A 17,193-nucleotide genomic window follows, 5' to 3' on the forward strand; every position below is an offset into this window, starting at 1 on the left:
TCGCAGCGAAACCAGTCGCCCTAGCCTCGGATACAGCCTTGGTGAGTCCTGCACAGTCTTGGCAGCACAGAGGAAGGCAATTCAGTCACTCCGGCTACGCCTCCGCTCCAGCGTTACCGCCCAGGGAGTACCAGCAAAAACACGCTCGTTTTATTTTGTTCATTTTTCTCTTGCGCAACATCGTGAGCCGGGAGTAGTGTGTTCCGAGCATTAGTCAAGCGCTTTTCTATAACGGTTGCGGCTGGATTCAGACAAACCAGCGGCATTCTGTCGCACGGAATGGCAGGGCCATTCCGTGGAGCAGCGTTGCGTGCCAATTTTTCGAGTGCGGTTTTCCGCATTCGTTACAGAAGATGTTTGTGTGGAGACAAACGTTTGACTCGGGTGCTATGGAGCAATACCTCTTCGGCTTAGCGGTTGCGGATTGGGTCCCATACGGAACGGGATAACAAACTTTGTCCCTATAAATTTTTCACTTGCGCATTGCACAAAATTCAGAGTAGTGTGTTTTTCGCTTCAGTCAACCGCTTTTGTAGAGAATTACGCGGTGTCGTTGTGCCTTGTTTCATGTTTCATTTTGAGGAGACCTGCCATGTCGAAGTTTGTTCGTGTTCTTGGCTGTATGTTCATGCTGTTTGCTTTTTCGCTGATGGCCTCAGCGCAGTTGTCTACGTCTACTCTGTTTGGTACGGTTACGGACTCTACCGGTGCCGCTCTTCCCAAGGCGACGGTCACGATTACCCAGACGGACACCCAGTTTGTCCGCACGGTTGTGACCAACGATGCCGGAGAGTATCGCGCCGACTTCCTTCCGGTCGGACCTTACAAGGTGACTGTTTCGGCGAGCGGATTCAAGACCCTTGATCGCGAGGGGTTGACGCTGACCGTTACTGAAGAGGCAAAGCTGGATCTTTCCATGCAGGCGGGAGGCACCTCGCAGACGGTAGAGGTCACAGCCGACATCCCGTTGCTGAACACGGGTAACTCCGTACTGGGCCGAACAGTCGACAACGTCGAGATCGACAACCTTCCCCTGGTCGACCGCAATGTCTATACGCTGCTGGATTTAACGCCGGGTGTTCAGAACAACAACGCAGCGGGCAGTGGTGGTAATGGCGGCGTGATCAACCCGCTTGGCTATCCTGAGCAGCACGTCAAGATCAACGGTTCAACAGACTCGGGCGTAGGCCAGGTTGCGTATTACCTGGATGGCGGCTCGAACATGACCGGTGTTCGCAACACGGGCAACCCGCTGCCGAACCCGGATGCGATCAGCCAGTTCCGCGTGGACACCAATAACTTCTCTGCGCAATTTGGCCGCAACTCGGCCGGTGTAGTTTCGGTACTGACGAAGTCGGGCTCCAACGACTTCCATGGTTCGGTCTTCGAGTTCTACCGCGATCGCAACTTCAACGCTACAACGCACCTCCAGTCATCGAAGACGCCCTACAATCAGCAGCGTTTCGGCTTCGTGCTGGGTGGTCCGGTGATTAAGAACAAGCTCTTCTTCTTCGGGTCTTACGCGGGGTTCCGCTACATCTCGGATAACATCCTGACGACCACTGTACCCAGTGCGGCGATGGATGCCGGCAACTTCTCGGAGAACATTCCCACGACCCCCGTCCTGGCAGGACAGACGAACTGCACGGTCGCGGAGCAATCTTCGACGAAGTTCTGGGCCTGCAATCCCTATCGCTCCAAGACGGGCTCTGATCCTGCTTTTTACCCTGGCAATATCGTTCCTGTCTCGGATTTCGATCCTTCCATCGCCGCCATCCTCAAGGCTGGGCTTATTCCAACGCCTAACCCCTCACAGGCCTCTGACACCATCTATACCCGCCGCGACTTCAGCCCGTTCCGCGAGAAGACAGACGAGGAGCTCTACAAAGGCGACTATCAGATGACGCTGAGACAGCGCCTGACGATGAGCTACTTCCACGAGACTGGCGACTTTGTCGTGAACCCATCCGGTAACAACATCCTGGGCTGGGTGGTCCACGATTACAAGTTTGCGCAGCATGATGCCAACATCGCCCATACCTGGACGATCAGCAACAACACAGTGAACCAGTTGATGTTGAATTACACTCGCCTCATCGGAGGCCGTGTGCCGTCGCCGGCCGAAAGTCTCGCGAACTACGGATCGAAGTTCGCGGAGCAGACGCCGTCCGGTACGATCTGCGGTGTACCGGCGCAGGCTGGTTGCTCGCGGCCGCAGCTCGCTCCCAGCGCCTGGTTTACAGCGGGCAACGCCATCACAGGACCTGTGACAGGTAGCAACGTGTACGCTATTCGCGATGTTGTCAGCAGCACGCACGGCAAGCACACGCTTTACTACGGTGGTGAGGCCAACCGCGAAAACGACGCCCAGCAGACTACCCTCAACAACTATGGCGCCTTCGGCTTCACGAACCATACCAACACGGCGAACCGTTCTTCGGCTGCCATCACGGACTTCTTCTTCGGCTCCCCGAACTCGATGGAGCAGGACGTTCCGGTGTATGCCAATGCTAACTACTTCAACTATGGCCTGTTCTTCCAGGACGACTGGCGCGCTCTGCCGAGTCTAACGATCAACCTTGGCATCCGGTACGACATCCAGACGACGCCGACCGATACGCAGCGCATGACCATGCAATTCGTCCCAGGCAAGCAGTCCACTGTCGCGCCTTCTCTGCCTCTCGGAATTCTGCTTCCGGGCGATCCGGGAGTACCGGCGGGTGGCGTTCCAACACGATATGATCACGTCTCGCCTCGCGTTGGTTTGGCCTGGCAGCCCTATCCGGGCGGCCACACGGTGATTCACGCTGCGGCCGGTATCTTCTACGGCTCGGTGGGTGGGAATCTCTTCACCTATCCGTCCAACGGCGAGCCATTCTCTGGCCGTCCTACCTTTAACAATGTGATTCATATTAGCGATCCATACGCCACCGATCCCAAGGATTTCTGTGGCGGCGATGCAACCTGTATCGCTGGGGGAGTAGGCCATTCGCCTTATCCCTTTATCTACGACTCCAAGAATCCGCAGTTTGTCGTAAAGCCAGCGGCGCTGATCACACTGGATCCGAACTTCCGCTGGCCGGAGATCTATCAGATCAATTTCGGCTTCCAGCAGCAGCTCACCAACAGCTTTGCCTTCTCGGGCAGTTACGTAGCCTCTCTCTCACGTAAGCTGCCGATTGAATGGGATATCAACTACCCCACCTTCAACTTGAACGGCGCTGGAGCCTCCGGAGCCTCGTGCACCGATACGACCCTGAACTGCTCGTACGCTAACACCACCGCCACCGTCAATAACCGCCGTCCCTTCAACCAGAAGAGCTATGCCGGCGGCTCAGCAGCGAATCCGATCCTCTCCAGCATCTCGCAGATTCAGTCTTCGGAAGGCGCCAACTATAACGGCCTTCAGATTACGGCTCAACAGCGCGTCACGCATGGTTTCTCTATCCAGGGCTTCTATGTCTGGTCGAAGTCGTTGCAGAGTGAAGATCTGGATACCACGGGCAATACCGGCAACAGCTCGAACACTGAAACAGAGGACCCGAGAAACAAGCGCCTCGACCGTCAGCGGTCGGACTTCGATCAGCGTCATATTGTGGCCATCTCGTTTGTGTACAAGCCACAGTACGGTGTCTCCAGCAAAGTGGTTCGCCAGATTGTCAATGGCTGGACGGTCACATCGATCATCCAATTGCAGAGCGGCAATCCCATCAACATCACCACCGGCTCGGACAATAACGCCGATGGCGTGTCGAACGACCGTCCGAATCTGGCACCCGGCGTTATGCGTGCGCATGTCAAAGATAACGGCCATTCGCGCGCGGCCATGATGCAGCAGTGGGTTGATTATTCGCAGTTCTGCGTGGCCAACGCCGCGTTGAATGGGATTCCCGCCTGCCCACAGAACGGTGCTGGCCCAGCCAACTCCGATGGAACCGTTCGCCAGAACGCGTTGGACGGACCTGGACGCCGTGCTGTCGCAGCATCGCTCTTCCGTGATTTTTCGATCACGGATCGCGTGAAGTTCCAGCTACGCGGCGAGGCAGAGAACGTCTTCAATCTCACGAACCTGCCGAACCCGACCCTTACGCTGAGCTCGGGTATTCCTCCGGGTCCCGGCAATCCGACCGCTACGGGATCATTCGGCAGAATCAACGGCTCTGTCAGTGGCGGCACCTTCGGCAATCGTGTCCTTCAGGTAGGTGGTCGCATCTTGTTCTAACCCTTAACCCGCAACAAGCAGACAGGCGGCGAGATTTTCTCGCCGCCTGTTGTGTCTTGGAAGAGTGCTTAGAAAGGACCACTACTTTTTAGAAATATGCAAGACAGGTATGCAATCAAACGCTTATCCTCAGGGCCTATGCGTAACTACTCTCTTCGCACCGCTTTGATTCTCCCTCTGACGTTTGTCCTGTCTGCTATGGCTCCGGCGATGCTGGGCCAGACTGAGCAAGCGGCTCCGACCCCAGAATCTACGCTGCACGTCACCTCGCGGCTGGTGGTGTTGGACGTGGTGGTGATCGATTCGGCCGGACACTTTGTTCCGAATCTCGACCGCTCGCAGTTCACGGTGACCGAGGATAAGGTGCCGCAGACGATCCGTAACTTCGATCCGCCGTCGGGGCATGAGATGCCTCCGGGATCGGCGGCGAGGCTGGTCGTGAACAGCAGTGCCGACCTGCCGAAGATCGGCAATGCCCCGGTAAACATCCTGGTGTTCGACGAGGTGAACACGCCCTTTCATCATCTCGCTTACGCGCGCCAGATGATGGAGAAGTATCTCCAGGCGCAGCCGGAGGTGCTGCCCGTGCCGACTCTGTTTGTGGCGGCTGGTTCGATGAAGATTGCTGTGCTGCACGACTACACGCAGAGCCGCGCCGACCTGCTCGAAAGCATCAAGAAACATACGAGCGACCTGGATTTTACGACCGTGATGAACAGCCTGAATGGTGGCAACGGCGGAGCGGACAACGGCATGGTAAAGACCCTTGGTGCGCTGACGCAGATTGCGGAGAGCGTGCGCGGGGTGCCAGGCAGAAAGAACATCATCTGGGTAGGCACGGGCTATGGCAAGGCCGGCGACCTGAACAATATGAGCCAGTCGGATTACGACAGGGTGCTGGCTGCTATTCAGCGCGTGACCGATCGTATGCTGGCAGCGCGCGTGACGCTATACACGATCGACCCGGAGGGTACGGCGGCGGCCGATCCGGGGAATGCGCAACAGATCGATCCCACGGCGATGGGCGGAGCGACTGGATCGTATGGCGACAATATGGCCTTCGAGAGCTTTGCTACCGCGACCGGCGGTCGTGTGATCGGCGGACGAAACGATCTGGAGTCGCAGATCGCGCAGGTCTCGATGGAAGGCACGGAGTACTACACGCTGGCCTATGCGCCGACGAGCACGAGCGGTGCGACCCGACCTTATCGCAGGATTCGTGTGACGATGAAGGACCCTTCGCTGCGGGTGATTACGCGGGAGGGCTACTTCGGCGGCGATGCGCCGGTGGCAGCGGTTGCGCCGAACAAGGCGAAACAGTCCACCGATTTGAAGTTTGATCTGCTGAGTGCGGCAAAAACTACTCTGGTTTACAGCGGTCTGCATGTCGACGCTACGCCGGGCAAGAATGGCTACACGCTGCTAGTGAATGCCAACGATCTGCACTTTGCGGAACAGCCGGATGGCTCCCGGTTAGCCGAGGTAACAGTGATCGAGGTCTGCTATGCCGCCAAGGGCAAGGAGCTGGCCCAGCATGCCGCGGAGTTGAAGGAGCGGCTGGAGGCCAGCGACCAGATCGGCATCGGCCCTTCCTCGCGCGTGGGGTTCTCCTTCCCATTCCTGACTCCGATGGGTACGGCGAGTATTCGATTTGTCATGCGCGATGCGGCGACAGGGACTCTGGGCTCAGCGAACGTGAAGCCGTAATCTGGTTCGCTGAGCCCGAGCACTAGGCTGAGGCCTATTCTTTCGCGATGCAATCAATTTCTACGAGCGCATCTTTGGGGAGCGCGGCCACCTGTACGGTCGAACGTGCGGGGGCGACGACGCCTTCGGGGGCAAAGTAGCGCGCATAGATGGCGTTCATTGCGGCGAAGTCTTTCATGTCCTTGAGAAAGACAGTGGTCTTGATGACGTGTGTGAGGTCGATACCGGCTTCGCCGAGTACGGCCTTCAGGTTTTCGAGCACACGGGTTGTCTGCTCGGTAATGCCGCCGGAGACCAGGTCGCCCGTGGCGGGGTCGATGGGAATCTGGCCGGAGGTATAGATCGTGTCGCCCACGCGTACTGCCTGGGAGTATGGGCCGATGGCGGCGGGAGCGTCTTTCGTCGAGATGGCGGTCTTGTTCTGTGACATGGTTGGATTGTGCCCTTTGGCGCAGTGTGCATGCAAGCCGATGATTTTCTCGAATTGTGACACTGGGACGGCTATGAAATCGAATAGTATTCCTGTGGGAGAAAAACCACATGGGATTGCTCGATTCATTAGAAGGTATGGCGGCGTCTGCTATGACCAATAGCGGCAGCGATCAGGCGAAGGTAGCGGGTGGATTGATGCAGGCCCTTCAGGAGCATCCCGAAGGCGTGCAGGCGATTCTCAACGGCTTTCAAAACAATGGCATGGCTGGGCACGTTGAGCAGTGGGCCAGCGGAGCCCTGCAGACGGCGACGCCAGAGCAGGTGCAGACCGGACTTGGCGGTACGGGTTTGATCGAGGCGACTGCGGAGAAGGCAGGCGTTTCACCGCAGATGGCGCAGACCATCCTGGCGACAGTGATGCCGATGGTGATCTCGCACTTCGCTCCGAACGGCCAGGCGCCGGAGCAGAGCCAGTTCAGCGGACTGGCAGGGCAGTTGTTGCAGAAGTTTCTGTAAGAGTTTTATGGAACGAGAAGGGCGGGGATCAGTCCCCGCCCTTTTTCTGTCTATCCGCGCCGATCAGGTATTTGAATCGGGTTCGGGGTTCGAGTCCGGCTCCTGTGCGGGCGACGGCGGAGCTTCAGCGGGTTGAGCGGGTGGGTAATGCCCTGAATAATCTCCAGGTGGAACGCCGGGATACGCATACATCGGCGGTGGCAACAGTGGTTCGAGGTATTGGCCGACCAGCGGATAGCGGCCCCCAAGGAAGTACAGTGCATAGGCCTGCAGGAAGGTGTGGAGATAGCCGAGTGCCATGATGACGGCCCCTACCAGCAGGACAAAGAGGATGATGCCCAGGACTACCCAGCCGGCGATCATCAGGACGTGGCCGCCGGTCCCTGCATGATGCAACACAGCCCACAGAACAACCCCGAGACCACCCAGTGGGATGAGCGCGATCAGCAATCCGAAGAACAGGGCCATTTCAAAGATTAAGGCTCCTGCAAACGCCAATAAAACGCGCATGACAAGGTAGAGAAACATCTGGCCGGGTTCGGCGCGGACGAGGCTGACGACGCGGCGTACGGTCTCTGTGAGAGAGGTGCCCTCCAAAGCCATGAAGGGCAATCCAAAGTCGTGCAGCAGTGTATAGCCTGCGCCTATGACAATCAGGACCGCAAAGATTGCGAGGCCGAATCCAAAAATCGCGAGAAAGAAGCCGGCGAAGTTCTGCGGCTCCATGCTGGCTCCAGACCCAAAGGCATGGATGAGGTGGAGAATTATTGGGATGAGGAGCGGCGCGATACACAGCAGTGCGATGGCGAAGAAGGCCAGCTTCAACCCCATCCAGTACCAGGTGGCACGGCCATAGCGCCGCCAGATCGGTGCGACTGTGGTGTCGCGGCGCAGCACGATCTCAAAGAGTACAAACTGCAGTCGAGAGCCCAGATAGAAAAGGGCAAGTGCAATCAAGGAAGCGATGCCGCCGATGACAAGAAGCACGGCGAAGAGAGAGGCGGAGATCGCTGGTGACAGGCCGGGTAGATGGTCTCGTCCTGGGTAGGGACTTGAAAAACTGCCGCCTCCCACATTGGCGAAGAAGGCGACCGCACTGATCTTGAGCAGCAGACGCCAGCTGCGTGGCGCGATCAGCAGACGGCGTGTGTGGTTCCAGGCAGGAGCGATAGCGTCGACGGCGGAGAGTGGCCGCATGCTGCACCTCGGTGGAAAGTCTTGTAAGGAAGGCTACCGCACCGGACGGGATTTGAGCGTTATTATTTTGCCAGCCACGTATCCCACGCTTCCAGCGCGCGTTCGCACTGAATGCGGTGGCGCTCTTTCTTGTCGCGAATCTTCTTGCGCAGCTCTTCTTCGAGCGGCGGCAGCAGGTCGAAGGTGATATTCGCGGGCTGGAATTTCTTATGCTCGGCGTGGGTAATGTAGTAACTCAGAGAGCCGTTTGCGGTGAGTCGCGGCGCGGGTTCGGGCTGTTCGCCACGAGCCAGTGCGGCGGCATAGCGCCCCGCGAGCAGGCCCGAGGCGATGGACTCGGTATAGCCCTCAATGCCGGAGAGTTGGCCCGCGATCAGGATTCCGGGATGGGCTTTGAGCTGGAGGGTCTCTGTGAGCAGCGAGGGTGCGTGGAGGTAGGTGTTGCGGTGGATCTGGCCGTAGCGCAGGAAGGTGGCGTGTTCAAGGCCGGGGATCATGCGCAGAACGCGCGCCTGTTCGCCGTACTTCAGGGAATTTTGAAAACCGACGAGGTTGTAGCTGTCGGCGCGGAGGTTCTCTTGCCGCAGTTGCACGGCGGCGTAGGGCCAGCGGCCCGTCTTGGGATTGGTAAGTCCTGCAGGCTTCATCGGACCGAAGCGAAGCGTGTCGCGGCCACGGCGGGCGGTCTCTTCGATAGGGAGACAGCCTTCGAAGTACTGCAACTTCTCCGGCGCTGCGGTGACGCTGCCGTCCGTGGGAAGTTGCTCCCAGGCCTTCTGCTCGATTTTTTCGGCGGTGGCGAGGGCGTCCATGAAGGCTTCGTATTCTTCTTTGGTGAAGGGGCAGTTGATGTAGTCGGCGGTGCCCTTGTCCCAGCGCGCGGCGAAGTAGACCTTGTCCATGTCGATGGTGCTGGCGTCGACGATGGGCGAGATGCTGTCGTAGAAGGCGAGATGCTCTGCGCCGGTGAGGCGCTGGAGCTCTGCGGCGAGGGGTGAACTGGTGAGGGGGCCGCTGGCGAGGATCGTGATCGTGTCGGCGTTGTTTTCGTCGAGGTGCGTAATCTCTTCGCGGCGGACGGTGATGCGCGGGTGCTGTTCGATCAGCTCCGCCACGCGGCGCGAGAACTCGGTGCGATCGACGGCGAGCGCGTGGCCTGCGGGCACGGCGCTGGCATCGGCGGCCTGCAGCAGGAACGAGCCTGCGCGGCGCATCTCCTGTTTGAGCAGCCAGGGCGCGGTGTTTTCGCTCTCGGACTTGAGGGAGTTGGAGCAGACGAGCTCCGCGAAATCGGAGGTCTGATGGGCTTCGGTGGAGCGCACGGGGCGCATCTCGGAGAGGGTGACGTCGCAGCCTGCGTTGGCTGCCTGGAGTGCGGCTTCGGGGCCGGCAAGGCCGCCGCCGATGATGTGGATCTTCTTCATGTCTCTTTAGGTTACGGCAGATGGAGCCACGACGTTTTGTTCACGTCCCCACAGAGACGTCATCCTGAGCGAAGCGTCCCGGCCTTTGGGGACGCGGAGTCGAAGGACCCCGAAGGTTGCAATCTTACCCATGCCTTTCACACCTTTTCTACCTCAAGCGCTCGAGCCTGAACTGTTGTGGTGGAAAAGGTCCTGGCATTATGGGGGAGATCAAATCCCTCGGGGTCCTTCGACTTCGCACCTCGCAAAAAGCGCGAGGCGCTACGCTCAGGATGACGATTCAGTGGGGGTGTGAGGAAGAACTATGGACAGGTCGATCTTGGTTTGAGCTAAGACTGTACTGCCAATGCGTGTAGCGGCTCGCCTGCCAGCCGCATGATGCGCCACTCGGTCTGGAGGATTGCGCCGATGCTGTGGTAGACCGCAATGGCCGATTCGTTCCAGTCGAGCACGTCCCATTCCAGGCGCGGGCAGCCCTCGTCGATCGCGATTCGTGCGAGCTTCGCCAGCAGAGCCTTGCCGATACCGCGTCCGCGCAGGGTGGGCGTTACATAAAGGTCTTCAAGCCGGATGCCGTGATGTCCGAGCCATGTGGAGTAGCTGGTGAAGTACAGCGCGAAGCCTGCGGGGGCGTCGTCGTAGGCGGCGATGAGCGCGGTGAAGCGTGGCGCCGGTCCCCATCCGTCGCGCAGCAGGTCGGCTTCGGTGGCGATCACAGCGTCGGGCTCGCGCTCGTAGAGGGCGAGTTCGCGGATGAAGCCGAGGATGGTGGAGACGTCAGCGGGCGTGGCGGGGCGGATATTCAGCATAAGAAAATAAGAGGTTCGAGATGCGAGAGATGAGATTCGAGTCGTTATTTCGAGGGTTTGGGTTCTGTCGAGGGCTTTAGGGGGATATCGAAGGTGTCGAGAGGTTTGTTGGTTGCGGCGTAGCGGACCTTGCGTAGCTCGAGGTGGGAGTGTTCGAGCACGGGATCGTCGATCTCGCGAACGTCGTAAAAGAGGTAGCCGGAGACGGTGGTGTGCGGCGCAACGGTTGTGGTCTGGAAGCCGAAGTCGTCGTCATCGGCGAGAATCTGTTTGTTGATCGGCTTGTGGTGGATCGTGATCGACGGGATCGGCGCGGGCATGGGGATCTTTGTGCCGGTGACGGACTTCATCGAAAAGAGGCGGCGCTGCAGGTCATCGTCTGTGGCGGCGGGGATGACGGTGTTATCGGATGCGATGAAGTGGATGCGAGCGTCGTCGAGCGTGAGCGCCTGATCGGAGTCATTGGTGACGATGACGCGAAGGGGCATGAAGCCGTGGTGGTAGTAGTCGAGGCGCGTGTTGGGCTCGGTCTCTTTGCTGTCGCCGGGTTCGGCGGCGATGGTGACGTGCTCGCCGGGGTGGGTGTCGTGCATGGGATATTGCTGTGCGGGCTGCGCGGGTTTGGGCTTGCGGGGCTTTTCGGCATGGGCCGATGCCGTCGTCAGAGAGACGAGGATTGCGGCGAAAACAAGCGATATCCAGTGGCGGGGCATACGATTCGATTATCCTCTTCGCTATGTGTGACGAGCAAAAGAGGGCGGGTCGAAGAGCGTGGTGATGCTGGCCTATAGCCTGTTACTGACGTTGGGACTCCTGCTCAGTTCGCCGTGGTGGCTGCTGCGGATGGCAACGACCGAGCGTTATCGCGAGGGCCTGCGCGAGCGGCTGGGTGGCGTGCCCGCGCGTTTGTGCGAGGCGGTGCGTGGCAAGCGTGTGATCTGGGTTCACGCTGTCAGCGTCGGTGAGGTGCTTGCGGCATCGCGGCTGGTAGGGGAGCTGGAAGCAGCGCTTGGAGAAGGGTTTCGCGTGGTGGTCTCGACGACGACGCGTACCGGGCAGGCGCTGGCGCGCGAGAGATTCGGAGCGGAGCGGGTGTTCTATATGCCGCTCGACTTCGCGTGGATGGTGCGGCGGTATCTGCAAGCATTGAAGCCGGAAGTTCTTTTGCTGATGGAGAGCGAACTGTGGCCTCGGATGCTGCATGAGTGCGCACGAGCAGGCGTCCCTGTAGCTGTGGTGAATGCGCGAGTAAGTGATCGCTCGTTTGCGCGCACGATGACGGTGCGTGACATCTGGCAATACGTGCTGCGGAAGCCTTCGTTATGGCTCGCGCAGAGTGAAGAGGACGCGCGTCGCCTGATCGCGCTGGGTGCCTGGGGAGAGACCGTAAAGGTTATCGGCAATCTGAAGTACGATGTTCGCGCGCCGCGGCAGAGCCGTATTGCGGAACTCATTCGTGAAGCAGCGTCAGGCAGACCGGTAGTAGTGGCTGGAAGCACTGTGGGTGGCGGAACGAACAACGACCTGAGTGAAGAGGAGATGGTGATTCAGGCCTGGGAGGGCAGAGCGCGTAATGAATTCAATGCGTTGCTTGTGCTCGCACCTCGACATCCCGAGAGATTTGGTCTTGTTGAATCGGCTGTCATGGAATACAGATTTGCGCGTGCAAGTGATGGGGTTCCAACACAGGAAGGCTCATTGGAAGTGGTGCTGCTGGATACCATTGGCGACCTGGCTTCGGTCTATGGTCTCGCTGATATCGCGTTCGTCGGAGGCAGTTTGATCAAGTCCGGCGGACATAATCCCCTGGAACCGGCGCAGTTCGGAGTGCCGGTGGTGATGGGGCCTTCGTTTGAAAACTTTCGCGATGTCGTAGGGAAGATGCGCGCGTCGGATGGTATCTGCATCGTCCAGAACAAGCAGGAACTGGAGCTGGTTTTGGTGGGGATGTTGAAGGACCGCGAGGCGGCACAGGCGGTTGGTCAGCGCGGGCGGCAGGTGTTTGAAGATCAGCAAGGTGCGACAGCGCGGTCGGTTGAGGCGATCGTCGCGATGGTGAAGCTATGAGCGCGCGCAGGCCCTGGGCGAAGCCTCTGGTGCCGGTGTATGCGGCGGTGCTCGCGGCGAAGGATGCTCTGCGGCGCATGGGTGTGCCGCCTACGCGCAAGCTCTCATGGCCGGTGGTGAGTGTGGGGAGCCTGTCGGCGGGAGGTGCGGGGAAGACGCCGGTGGTGATTGCGCTGGCGACGATATTGCGTGATGCCGGGTGGAAGGTGGATGTGCTGTCGCGGGGGTATGGGCGCGAGGGACGTGGCGTGGAGAGAGTGGTCGCCAGTCCCGGGAAGCAGGTTCCTCGCTACGCTCGGAATGACAACCAGAACAGCAAAAGCAACGACAAAAGCAACGGCACAAGCAAAGGCGACAGGACAAGCGATGGCGGTGGCAAAGACTTCTCTGCTGCCAAGTTTGGAGATGAACCCGTGCTGATTGCGCGGCGTACGGATGTGCCGGTATGGGTCGGAGCGGATCGGTTTCTTGCGGGAGAGCAGGCAGAGAAGGACGCTGCGGAAGGCACGCGCGGTTTGCATCTGCTGGACGACGGGTTTCAGCATCGGCAGTTGGCGCGAGCCTTCGATGTCGTGCTGGTGACGGCGGAAGATCTAAATGACAAGTTGCTGCCTGAGGGAAATCTACGCGAGAGTTTTGCGGCGCTGCAGCGCGCGGATGCAGTAGTGGTGCGCGCGGAAGAGATGGAGGGGATCTCCAAGCAGGTTTGGCCGCTGGTTCGCGAAGGCGCGCAGATCTGGACGGTGCAAAGGAAGTTGCGCTTTCCCGCGCCGCTCTTTGTGTTTGGCGCGGGTCTGAGGCCCGTGGCCTTCTGCGCGATTGCGCGGCCGGAGGGATTCGCCTCCATGCTCACTGAAGCCGGCTGCGGGATTGTGGAGACAGTTGCCTTTCGTGACCATCATGCGTATACGATGGCGGATATCGACCGTGTCATCGAAGTTGCGAAGGGGATGAAGGCAACTGGATTTGTGTCGACAGAGAAGGACGCCGTAAAACTGACTGCGGCGATGCGCGAACGGTTGGAGGCCTTTGGATTGCTGATGATCGTTGCCCTCGAAGCGGAGTTCGTCGATGGACAGGCGGTTCTGCGCGCGATTGAGGCGCACCTCTCGTGAGAGTGCTGATCGTGCGCGTCGGCGCGCTGGGCGATGTGCTCCATGCGTTGCCTGCCGTGGCTGCGCTGCGGAAGCAGCAGCCGGAGTGGCTCGAGTGGACGATCGACTGGGTCGTCGATCCGCGCTGGGCCCCCTTGCTGGTGGGGGACGATATCAGAGGGCCGGTGGTCGATCGCATCCATGCGGCGGAGACGAAGCTTTGGTCAAGCGCGCCGATATCTCTTGCGACGCTGCGCTCGGTTCTCGATCTGCGCTCCGTGTTGCGCGCGGAGCGGTATGACCTTGTCATCGACATGCAGGGCACGGTGCGTTCGGCGGTCATCGGCCGCATGGCAGGAGCGCGCAAGTTTGCCGGCTATAGCGATCCGCGCGAGGCCGTGGCCGTGAACCTCTACACGGAAAGACTCGCACGGCGCGGAGCGCATGTGGTGGAGCAGGGCGCAGCGCTGCTGGGAGAAGCCTGTGGCTTGAAGATTGTCCCGGTTGAGATCTCGCTGCCGCGCGTGGCGTGGGCCGAGCACTGGGCGGAGGAGGAGGCTGTGTTGTCTCGTCCGCTATGTGTGCTGGGGGCCGGGGGCGGTTGGGGTGCGAAGCATTGGCCTACTGCCAGATTTGGTGCTCTGGCGTTGGAACTTCGGGCGATGGGGTTCGATGTCGTCGTGAACGCACCGCACAAGAATGACGTTGTAGCCAACGAGGTTGTGGCCGCGAGCAGGGGAACCGCGAGGATGGTGGTCTGCAACGTTACCGGGCTGGTGGCCCTGATGCGGCGGACAGACCTATTTATTGGCGGCGATTCCGGCCCGACGCATTTAGCCGCGGCCCTTGGTGTTCCTCTGGTAGCGCTCTTCGGCCCGACCGATCCGGCGCGTAACGGACCGTGGGGGCCGGGAGCCAAGCGTGTGTTGCGCGATGCGTCCTCGATCACAAGCTACAAGCATGTTGCGGAGGGCGATCCGGGGTTGGCGAGGATCACCGTGGAGAGCGTGCTCGAAGCTGTGCGTCAGGTGCGTGGGACGTAGTCCAGATCATTTGAGAGAATAGCCGGATGGGTTCAGCAACACAGGGCAAGACACGATGGCAGAAGTTCGCACGGCGCGCGCGCGTGCCGCTGGGGTTTGTCGTGGCTGCGATCTTTCTGGTATTCGCACATTCAACTTGGCAAACGCTGGCGTGGAGCCTCGCGCTGGTGCTGCCCGGTCTCTGGCTGCGCGGCTACGCCGCAGGCTATGTCAAGAAAAACGCGGAGCTTACGCACACTGGTCCCTATGCGTACACGCGCAATCCGCTGTACCTGGGATCGATGGGAATTGCGTTCGGCTTTGCCGTGGCGGTGGATCCCGTGTCCCGATGGTGGCTTGGTTTGTTGCTGGCGGTGATGTTTCTCGCGATCTATGTGCCGACGATCCTCTCTGAGGAAATCTTTCTCCGTGCAACGTTTGCGGGCTTCGATGAGTATGCGCGGCGCGTTCCTCGGCTGCTGCCGAGGCTAACGCCTGCGCGTTTTGGCGAGTCTAATGCGGCGGGGAGCGGAAGGTTCTCTGCGGAGCGCTATCAGCATCACCGCGAGTACAATGCTCTTATGGGCGCTGCCGCCATCTATGCGGCCCTGATTTTGCGAATGGTACTGTTTCACGGGCGCTCATAAAAACCCACAGGAGATAAACGATTTGAAGGCTCGGATGTTTTCGGTCGCGTTGGCCTTCTGCACGATGGCTTGTGGACTCACCAGTTCCGTCCTCGCCCATGCGCAGCTTTTCTCTCCGCCCAAGCCTGTGGCGCAGAAGCCAATCCCTGTCCTGCAGGCCCCGCAACCGGGCTTTATGTATCCGCAGCATGAGACCCTGACCTTTACCGTGGACTGGCGTGTGTTTACCGCAGGCACGGCGGTGTTTCATCTCGACCAGGTGGGCGAAGTGCAAAAGCTCTCGGCCACGGCGGATTCTATCGGAGCGGTGAACCTGCTGTTCCCCGTAGTCGACCGTTTCCAGTCCGGCTTCGATCTGAAGACCGGCTGCTCGACCGGCTTCAATAAGCAGATCCAGGAAGGCCGCCGCAAGATCGCCAGCGAGCTCATCTTCGACAACGCTCGCGGCAAGCAGATACAGAATGAGCGCAACCTGGTGAAGGGCACAGCGACGCACCAGGAGGCAAATGTTCCGGCCTGCGTGACGGATTCACTGGCGGCGATCTTCTATACGCAGTCTCAGCCGTTGAACGTCGGCCAGATCGTCTCGTTTCCGCTGGCCGATTCCATGCGGACAGTAACCGTCGGGATGAAGGTCGAGAGCCGCGAAGAGATCAAGACGCCCGCCGGCACGTTCCAGACTGTCAAGGTGCAGGCGACGGCCGAGGAGGGTGTCGTAAAAAACCGCGGGCACATCTGGATCTGGTACACCGACGATCCACGGCATATTCCGGTGCAGATGCAGGCGAAGCTGTTCTGGGGTACGATCACCTTTCATCTGCAGTCGATTGATCTGAAGTAAGCAGATTCGATGGGCGTAAGCGACCCGCAAAACATTGAGAGATGCGGTCGCCTCGAAACGCATCCTAGTTGAGAGACGCACGATTTAGAAATCCGCACGATTTAGAAATTCAGAGGCGAGCCCCCTAATGAGCGAAGACACGAAATTTGTAACCATCGCAACCTTTCAAGACCCCGTCGATGCCAACCTGGCGCAGACTGCGCTGGAGTCGGCCGGCGTTGAATCGTTCCTGCAGGGTGGAAATGCGAACAGCATGATTCCCTCGGCGTTTACCGCACGGTTGCTGGTACGGTCCGAGGATGAAGCGGCTGCTCGCGCGGTCGTCGATGGAGCGGTGGACACCCCGGAGTCGATGGAGACGGTGACGGCTGCCGAAATTGCAGATGAAGGTGAAGTAAGGTGAGCCGGCCGAAGGCTGTCGTCTGTCTTTCGGGCGGCATGGATTCGACCGTTTGTGCGGCGCTGGCTGCTCGCGACTACGAGAGTTATGGCCTGCACTTCAGCTATGGCCAGCGGACCGAGGCGCGCGAGCTGGCCTCCGCTCGCGCCGTGGCGGCGGCTGTGGGTCTGCACGATCTGCTGGAGCTGAAGACAGACCTGTTTCGGCGCATCGGCGGCTCGGCCCTGACCGACAGCTCGATTGCCGTGCCGGAAGCGGGGGATGAGAATGCGGACGAGACCTCCCACCGCACCGGCAGCGAAGTTCCGGTGACGTATGTTCCCTTTCGCAATGCGCATTTTCTGAGCGCGGCGGTGAGCTGGGCGGAGGTGCTGGGCGCCACGACGGTATTCATCGGCGCGGTGGAGCAGGACAGTTCCGGGTATCCGGACTGTCGGCCAGCCTACTATGAGGCATTCAACCAGTTGATCAGAACAGGCACGAAAGAAGGCGAAATTGCAGTGGTAACGCCGCTGATTCGCCTGCGCAAGAGCGAGATCGTACGGTTGGGAGTTGAATTGGGCGCACCGTTACATGTAAGTTGGTCGTGCTACTCGGGTGAAACCGAGGCCTGCGGCGTATGCGAGAGCTGCGTGTTGCGGTTGCGAGCGTTTGCCGAGGCTGGGGCGGTCGATCCGATTCCGTACGCAGAACCAAAACGTTCGAACTGACGAAACCCAGGCTGGCAAGACAGAGACTGGCAAAACAAGATCTGCACGAGCGAATGGCGGGCAGTAATCGGCTGCAAGGCCTCGCACAAGGAAAGAAGGATGCAA

General features: G+C 59.6%; 15 protein-coding genes. 10 read left to right on the forward strand and 5 right to left on the reverse strand.

Features of this window, described 5'->3' with window-relative positions; all coding sequences use genetic code 11:
- The first annotated feature begins 592 nt into the window (after positions 1–592).
- Both ACIX8_RS02495 and ACIX8_RS02500 read left to right on the forward strand, forming a co-directional pair.
- Positions 593–4,222 (forward strand): carboxypeptidase regulatory-like domain-containing protein, encoded by a 3,630-nt coding sequence (locus ACIX8_RS02495; protein ID WP_014263741.1) that lies wholly within the window; start codon positions 593–595, stop codon positions 4,220–4,222.
- Positions 4,223–4,360: 138 nt separating this feature from the next.
- The gene (locus tag ACIX8_RS02500) at positions 4,361–5,929 is read left to right on the forward strand and encodes a VWA domain-containing protein (protein ID WP_014263742.1); all 1,569 of its coding nucleotides are present in this window, start codon (positions 4,361–4,363) and stop codon (positions 5,927–5,929) included.
- Positions 5,930–5,963: 34 nt separating this feature from the next.
- On the opposite strand, the gene ACIX8_RS02505 is transcribed toward ACIX8_RS02500, so the two are convergent.
- Positions 5,964–6,359 (reverse strand): RidA family protein, encoded by a 396-nt coding sequence (locus tag ACIX8_RS02505; RefSeq protein ID WP_014263743.1) that lies wholly within the window; start codon positions 6,357–6,359, stop codon positions 5,964–5,966.
- Positions 6,360–6,469: 110 nt separating this feature from the next.
- Between ACIX8_RS02505 and ACIX8_RS02510 the strand changes: the two genes are divergently transcribed.
- Complete coding sequence (locus ACIX8_RS02510) at positions 6,470–6,877, forward strand: YidB family protein (protein WP_014263744.1); 408 nt, start codon at positions 6,470–6,472, stop codon at positions 6,875–6,877.
- Between the two features lie 63 nt (positions 6,878–6,940).
- Here ACIX8_RS02510 and ACIX8_RS02515 read toward each other — a convergent pair whose 3' ends face one another.
- The 4 genes from ACIX8_RS02515 to ACIX8_RS02530 form a co-directional block, all read right to left on the reverse strand.
- Positions 6,941–8,074, reverse strand: coding sequence for a DUF7544 domain-containing protein (locus ACIX8_RS02515; protein WP_014263745.1), 1,134 nt, complete (start codon positions 8,072–8,074; stop codon positions 6,941–6,943).
- Between the two features lie 62 nt (positions 8,075–8,136).
- Positions 8,137–9,498 carry a methylenetetrahydrofolate--tRNA-(uracil(54)-C(5))-methyltransferase (FADH(2)-oxidizing) TrmFO gene (trmFO, locus tag ACIX8_RS02520; RefSeq protein WP_014263746.1) on the reverse strand — a complete coding sequence of 454 codons (1,362 nt, stop codon included), beginning with the start codon at positions 9,496–9,498 and terminating at the stop codon, positions 8,137–8,139.
- A gap of 329 nt (positions 9,499–9,827) precedes the next feature.
- Positions 9,828–10,214: a GNAT family N-acetyltransferase gene (locus ACIX8_RS02525; protein WP_223295455.1), complete on the reverse strand. Its 387-nt coding sequence runs from the start codon at positions 10,212–10,214 to the stop codon at positions 9,828–9,830.
- A 137-nt stretch (positions 10,215–10,351) separates the two neighbouring features.
- On the reverse strand, positions 10,352–11,020 hold the full coding sequence (locus tag ACIX8_RS02530) for a hypothetical protein (protein WP_014263748.1): 669 nt from the start codon (positions 11,018–11,020) through the stop codon (positions 10,352–10,354).
- 64 nt (positions 11,021–11,084) lie between these two features.
- Here ACIX8_RS02530 and ACIX8_RS02535 point away from each other — a divergent pair, with 64 nt between their 5' ends.
- From ACIX8_RS02535 to queC, 7 genes are all read left to right on the forward strand, one after another.
- Positions 11,085–12,374, forward strand: coding sequence for a 3-deoxy-D-manno-octulosonic acid transferase (locus ACIX8_RS02535; protein WP_014263749.1), 1,290 nt, complete (start codon positions 11,085–11,087; stop codon positions 12,372–12,374).
- The gene (lpxK, locus tag ACIX8_RS02540; protein ID WP_014263750.1) at positions 12,371–13,489 is read left to right on the forward strand and encodes a tetraacyldisaccharide 4'-kinase; all 1,119 of its coding nucleotides are present in this window, start codon (positions 12,371–12,373) and stop codon (positions 13,487–13,489) included. The genes ACIX8_RS02535 and lpxK overlap by 4 nt, the downstream gene beginning before the upstream one ends.
- On the forward strand, positions 13,486–14,511 hold the full coding sequence (locus ACIX8_RS02545) for a glycosyltransferase family 9 protein (RefSeq protein ID WP_014263751.1): 1,026 nt from the start codon (positions 13,486–13,488) through the stop codon (positions 14,509–14,511). Before lpxK ends, ACIX8_RS02545 begins: the two co-directional genes overlap by 4 nt.
- Positions 14,512–14,537: 26 nt before the next feature.
- Complete coding sequence (locus ACIX8_RS02550) at positions 14,538–15,137, forward strand: methyltransferase family protein (RefSeq protein ID WP_014263752.1); 600 nt, start codon at positions 14,538–14,540, stop codon at positions 15,135–15,137.
- 22 nt (positions 15,138–15,159) lie between these two features.
- Positions 15,160–15,978 carry a DUF3108 domain-containing protein gene (locus ACIX8_RS02555; protein WP_014263753.1) on the forward strand — a complete coding sequence of 273 codons (819 nt, stop codon included), beginning with the start codon at positions 15,160–15,162 and terminating at the stop codon, positions 15,976–15,978.
- Positions 15,979–16,105: 127 nt separating this feature from the next.
- A complete protein-coding gene (locus tag ACIX8_RS02560) occupies positions 16,106–16,381 on the forward strand; it encodes a putative signal transducing protein (protein ID WP_014263754.1) in 276 nt (91 codons plus the stop codon).
- Positions 16,378–17,088, forward strand: coding sequence for a 7-cyano-7-deazaguanine synthase QueC (gene queC / locus ACIX8_RS02565; RefSeq protein WP_014263755.1), 711 nt, complete (start codon positions 16,378–16,380; stop codon positions 17,086–17,088). The genes ACIX8_RS02560 and queC overlap by 4 nt, the downstream gene beginning before the upstream one ends.
- Positions 17,089–17,193 lie beyond the last annotated feature (105 nt).

This window comes from Granulicella mallensis MP5ACTX8, from assembly GCF_000178955.2.
GTDB classification, from domain to species: Bacteria; Acidobacteriota; Terriglobia; order Terriglobales; family Acidobacteriaceae; genus Granulicella; species Granulicella mallensis.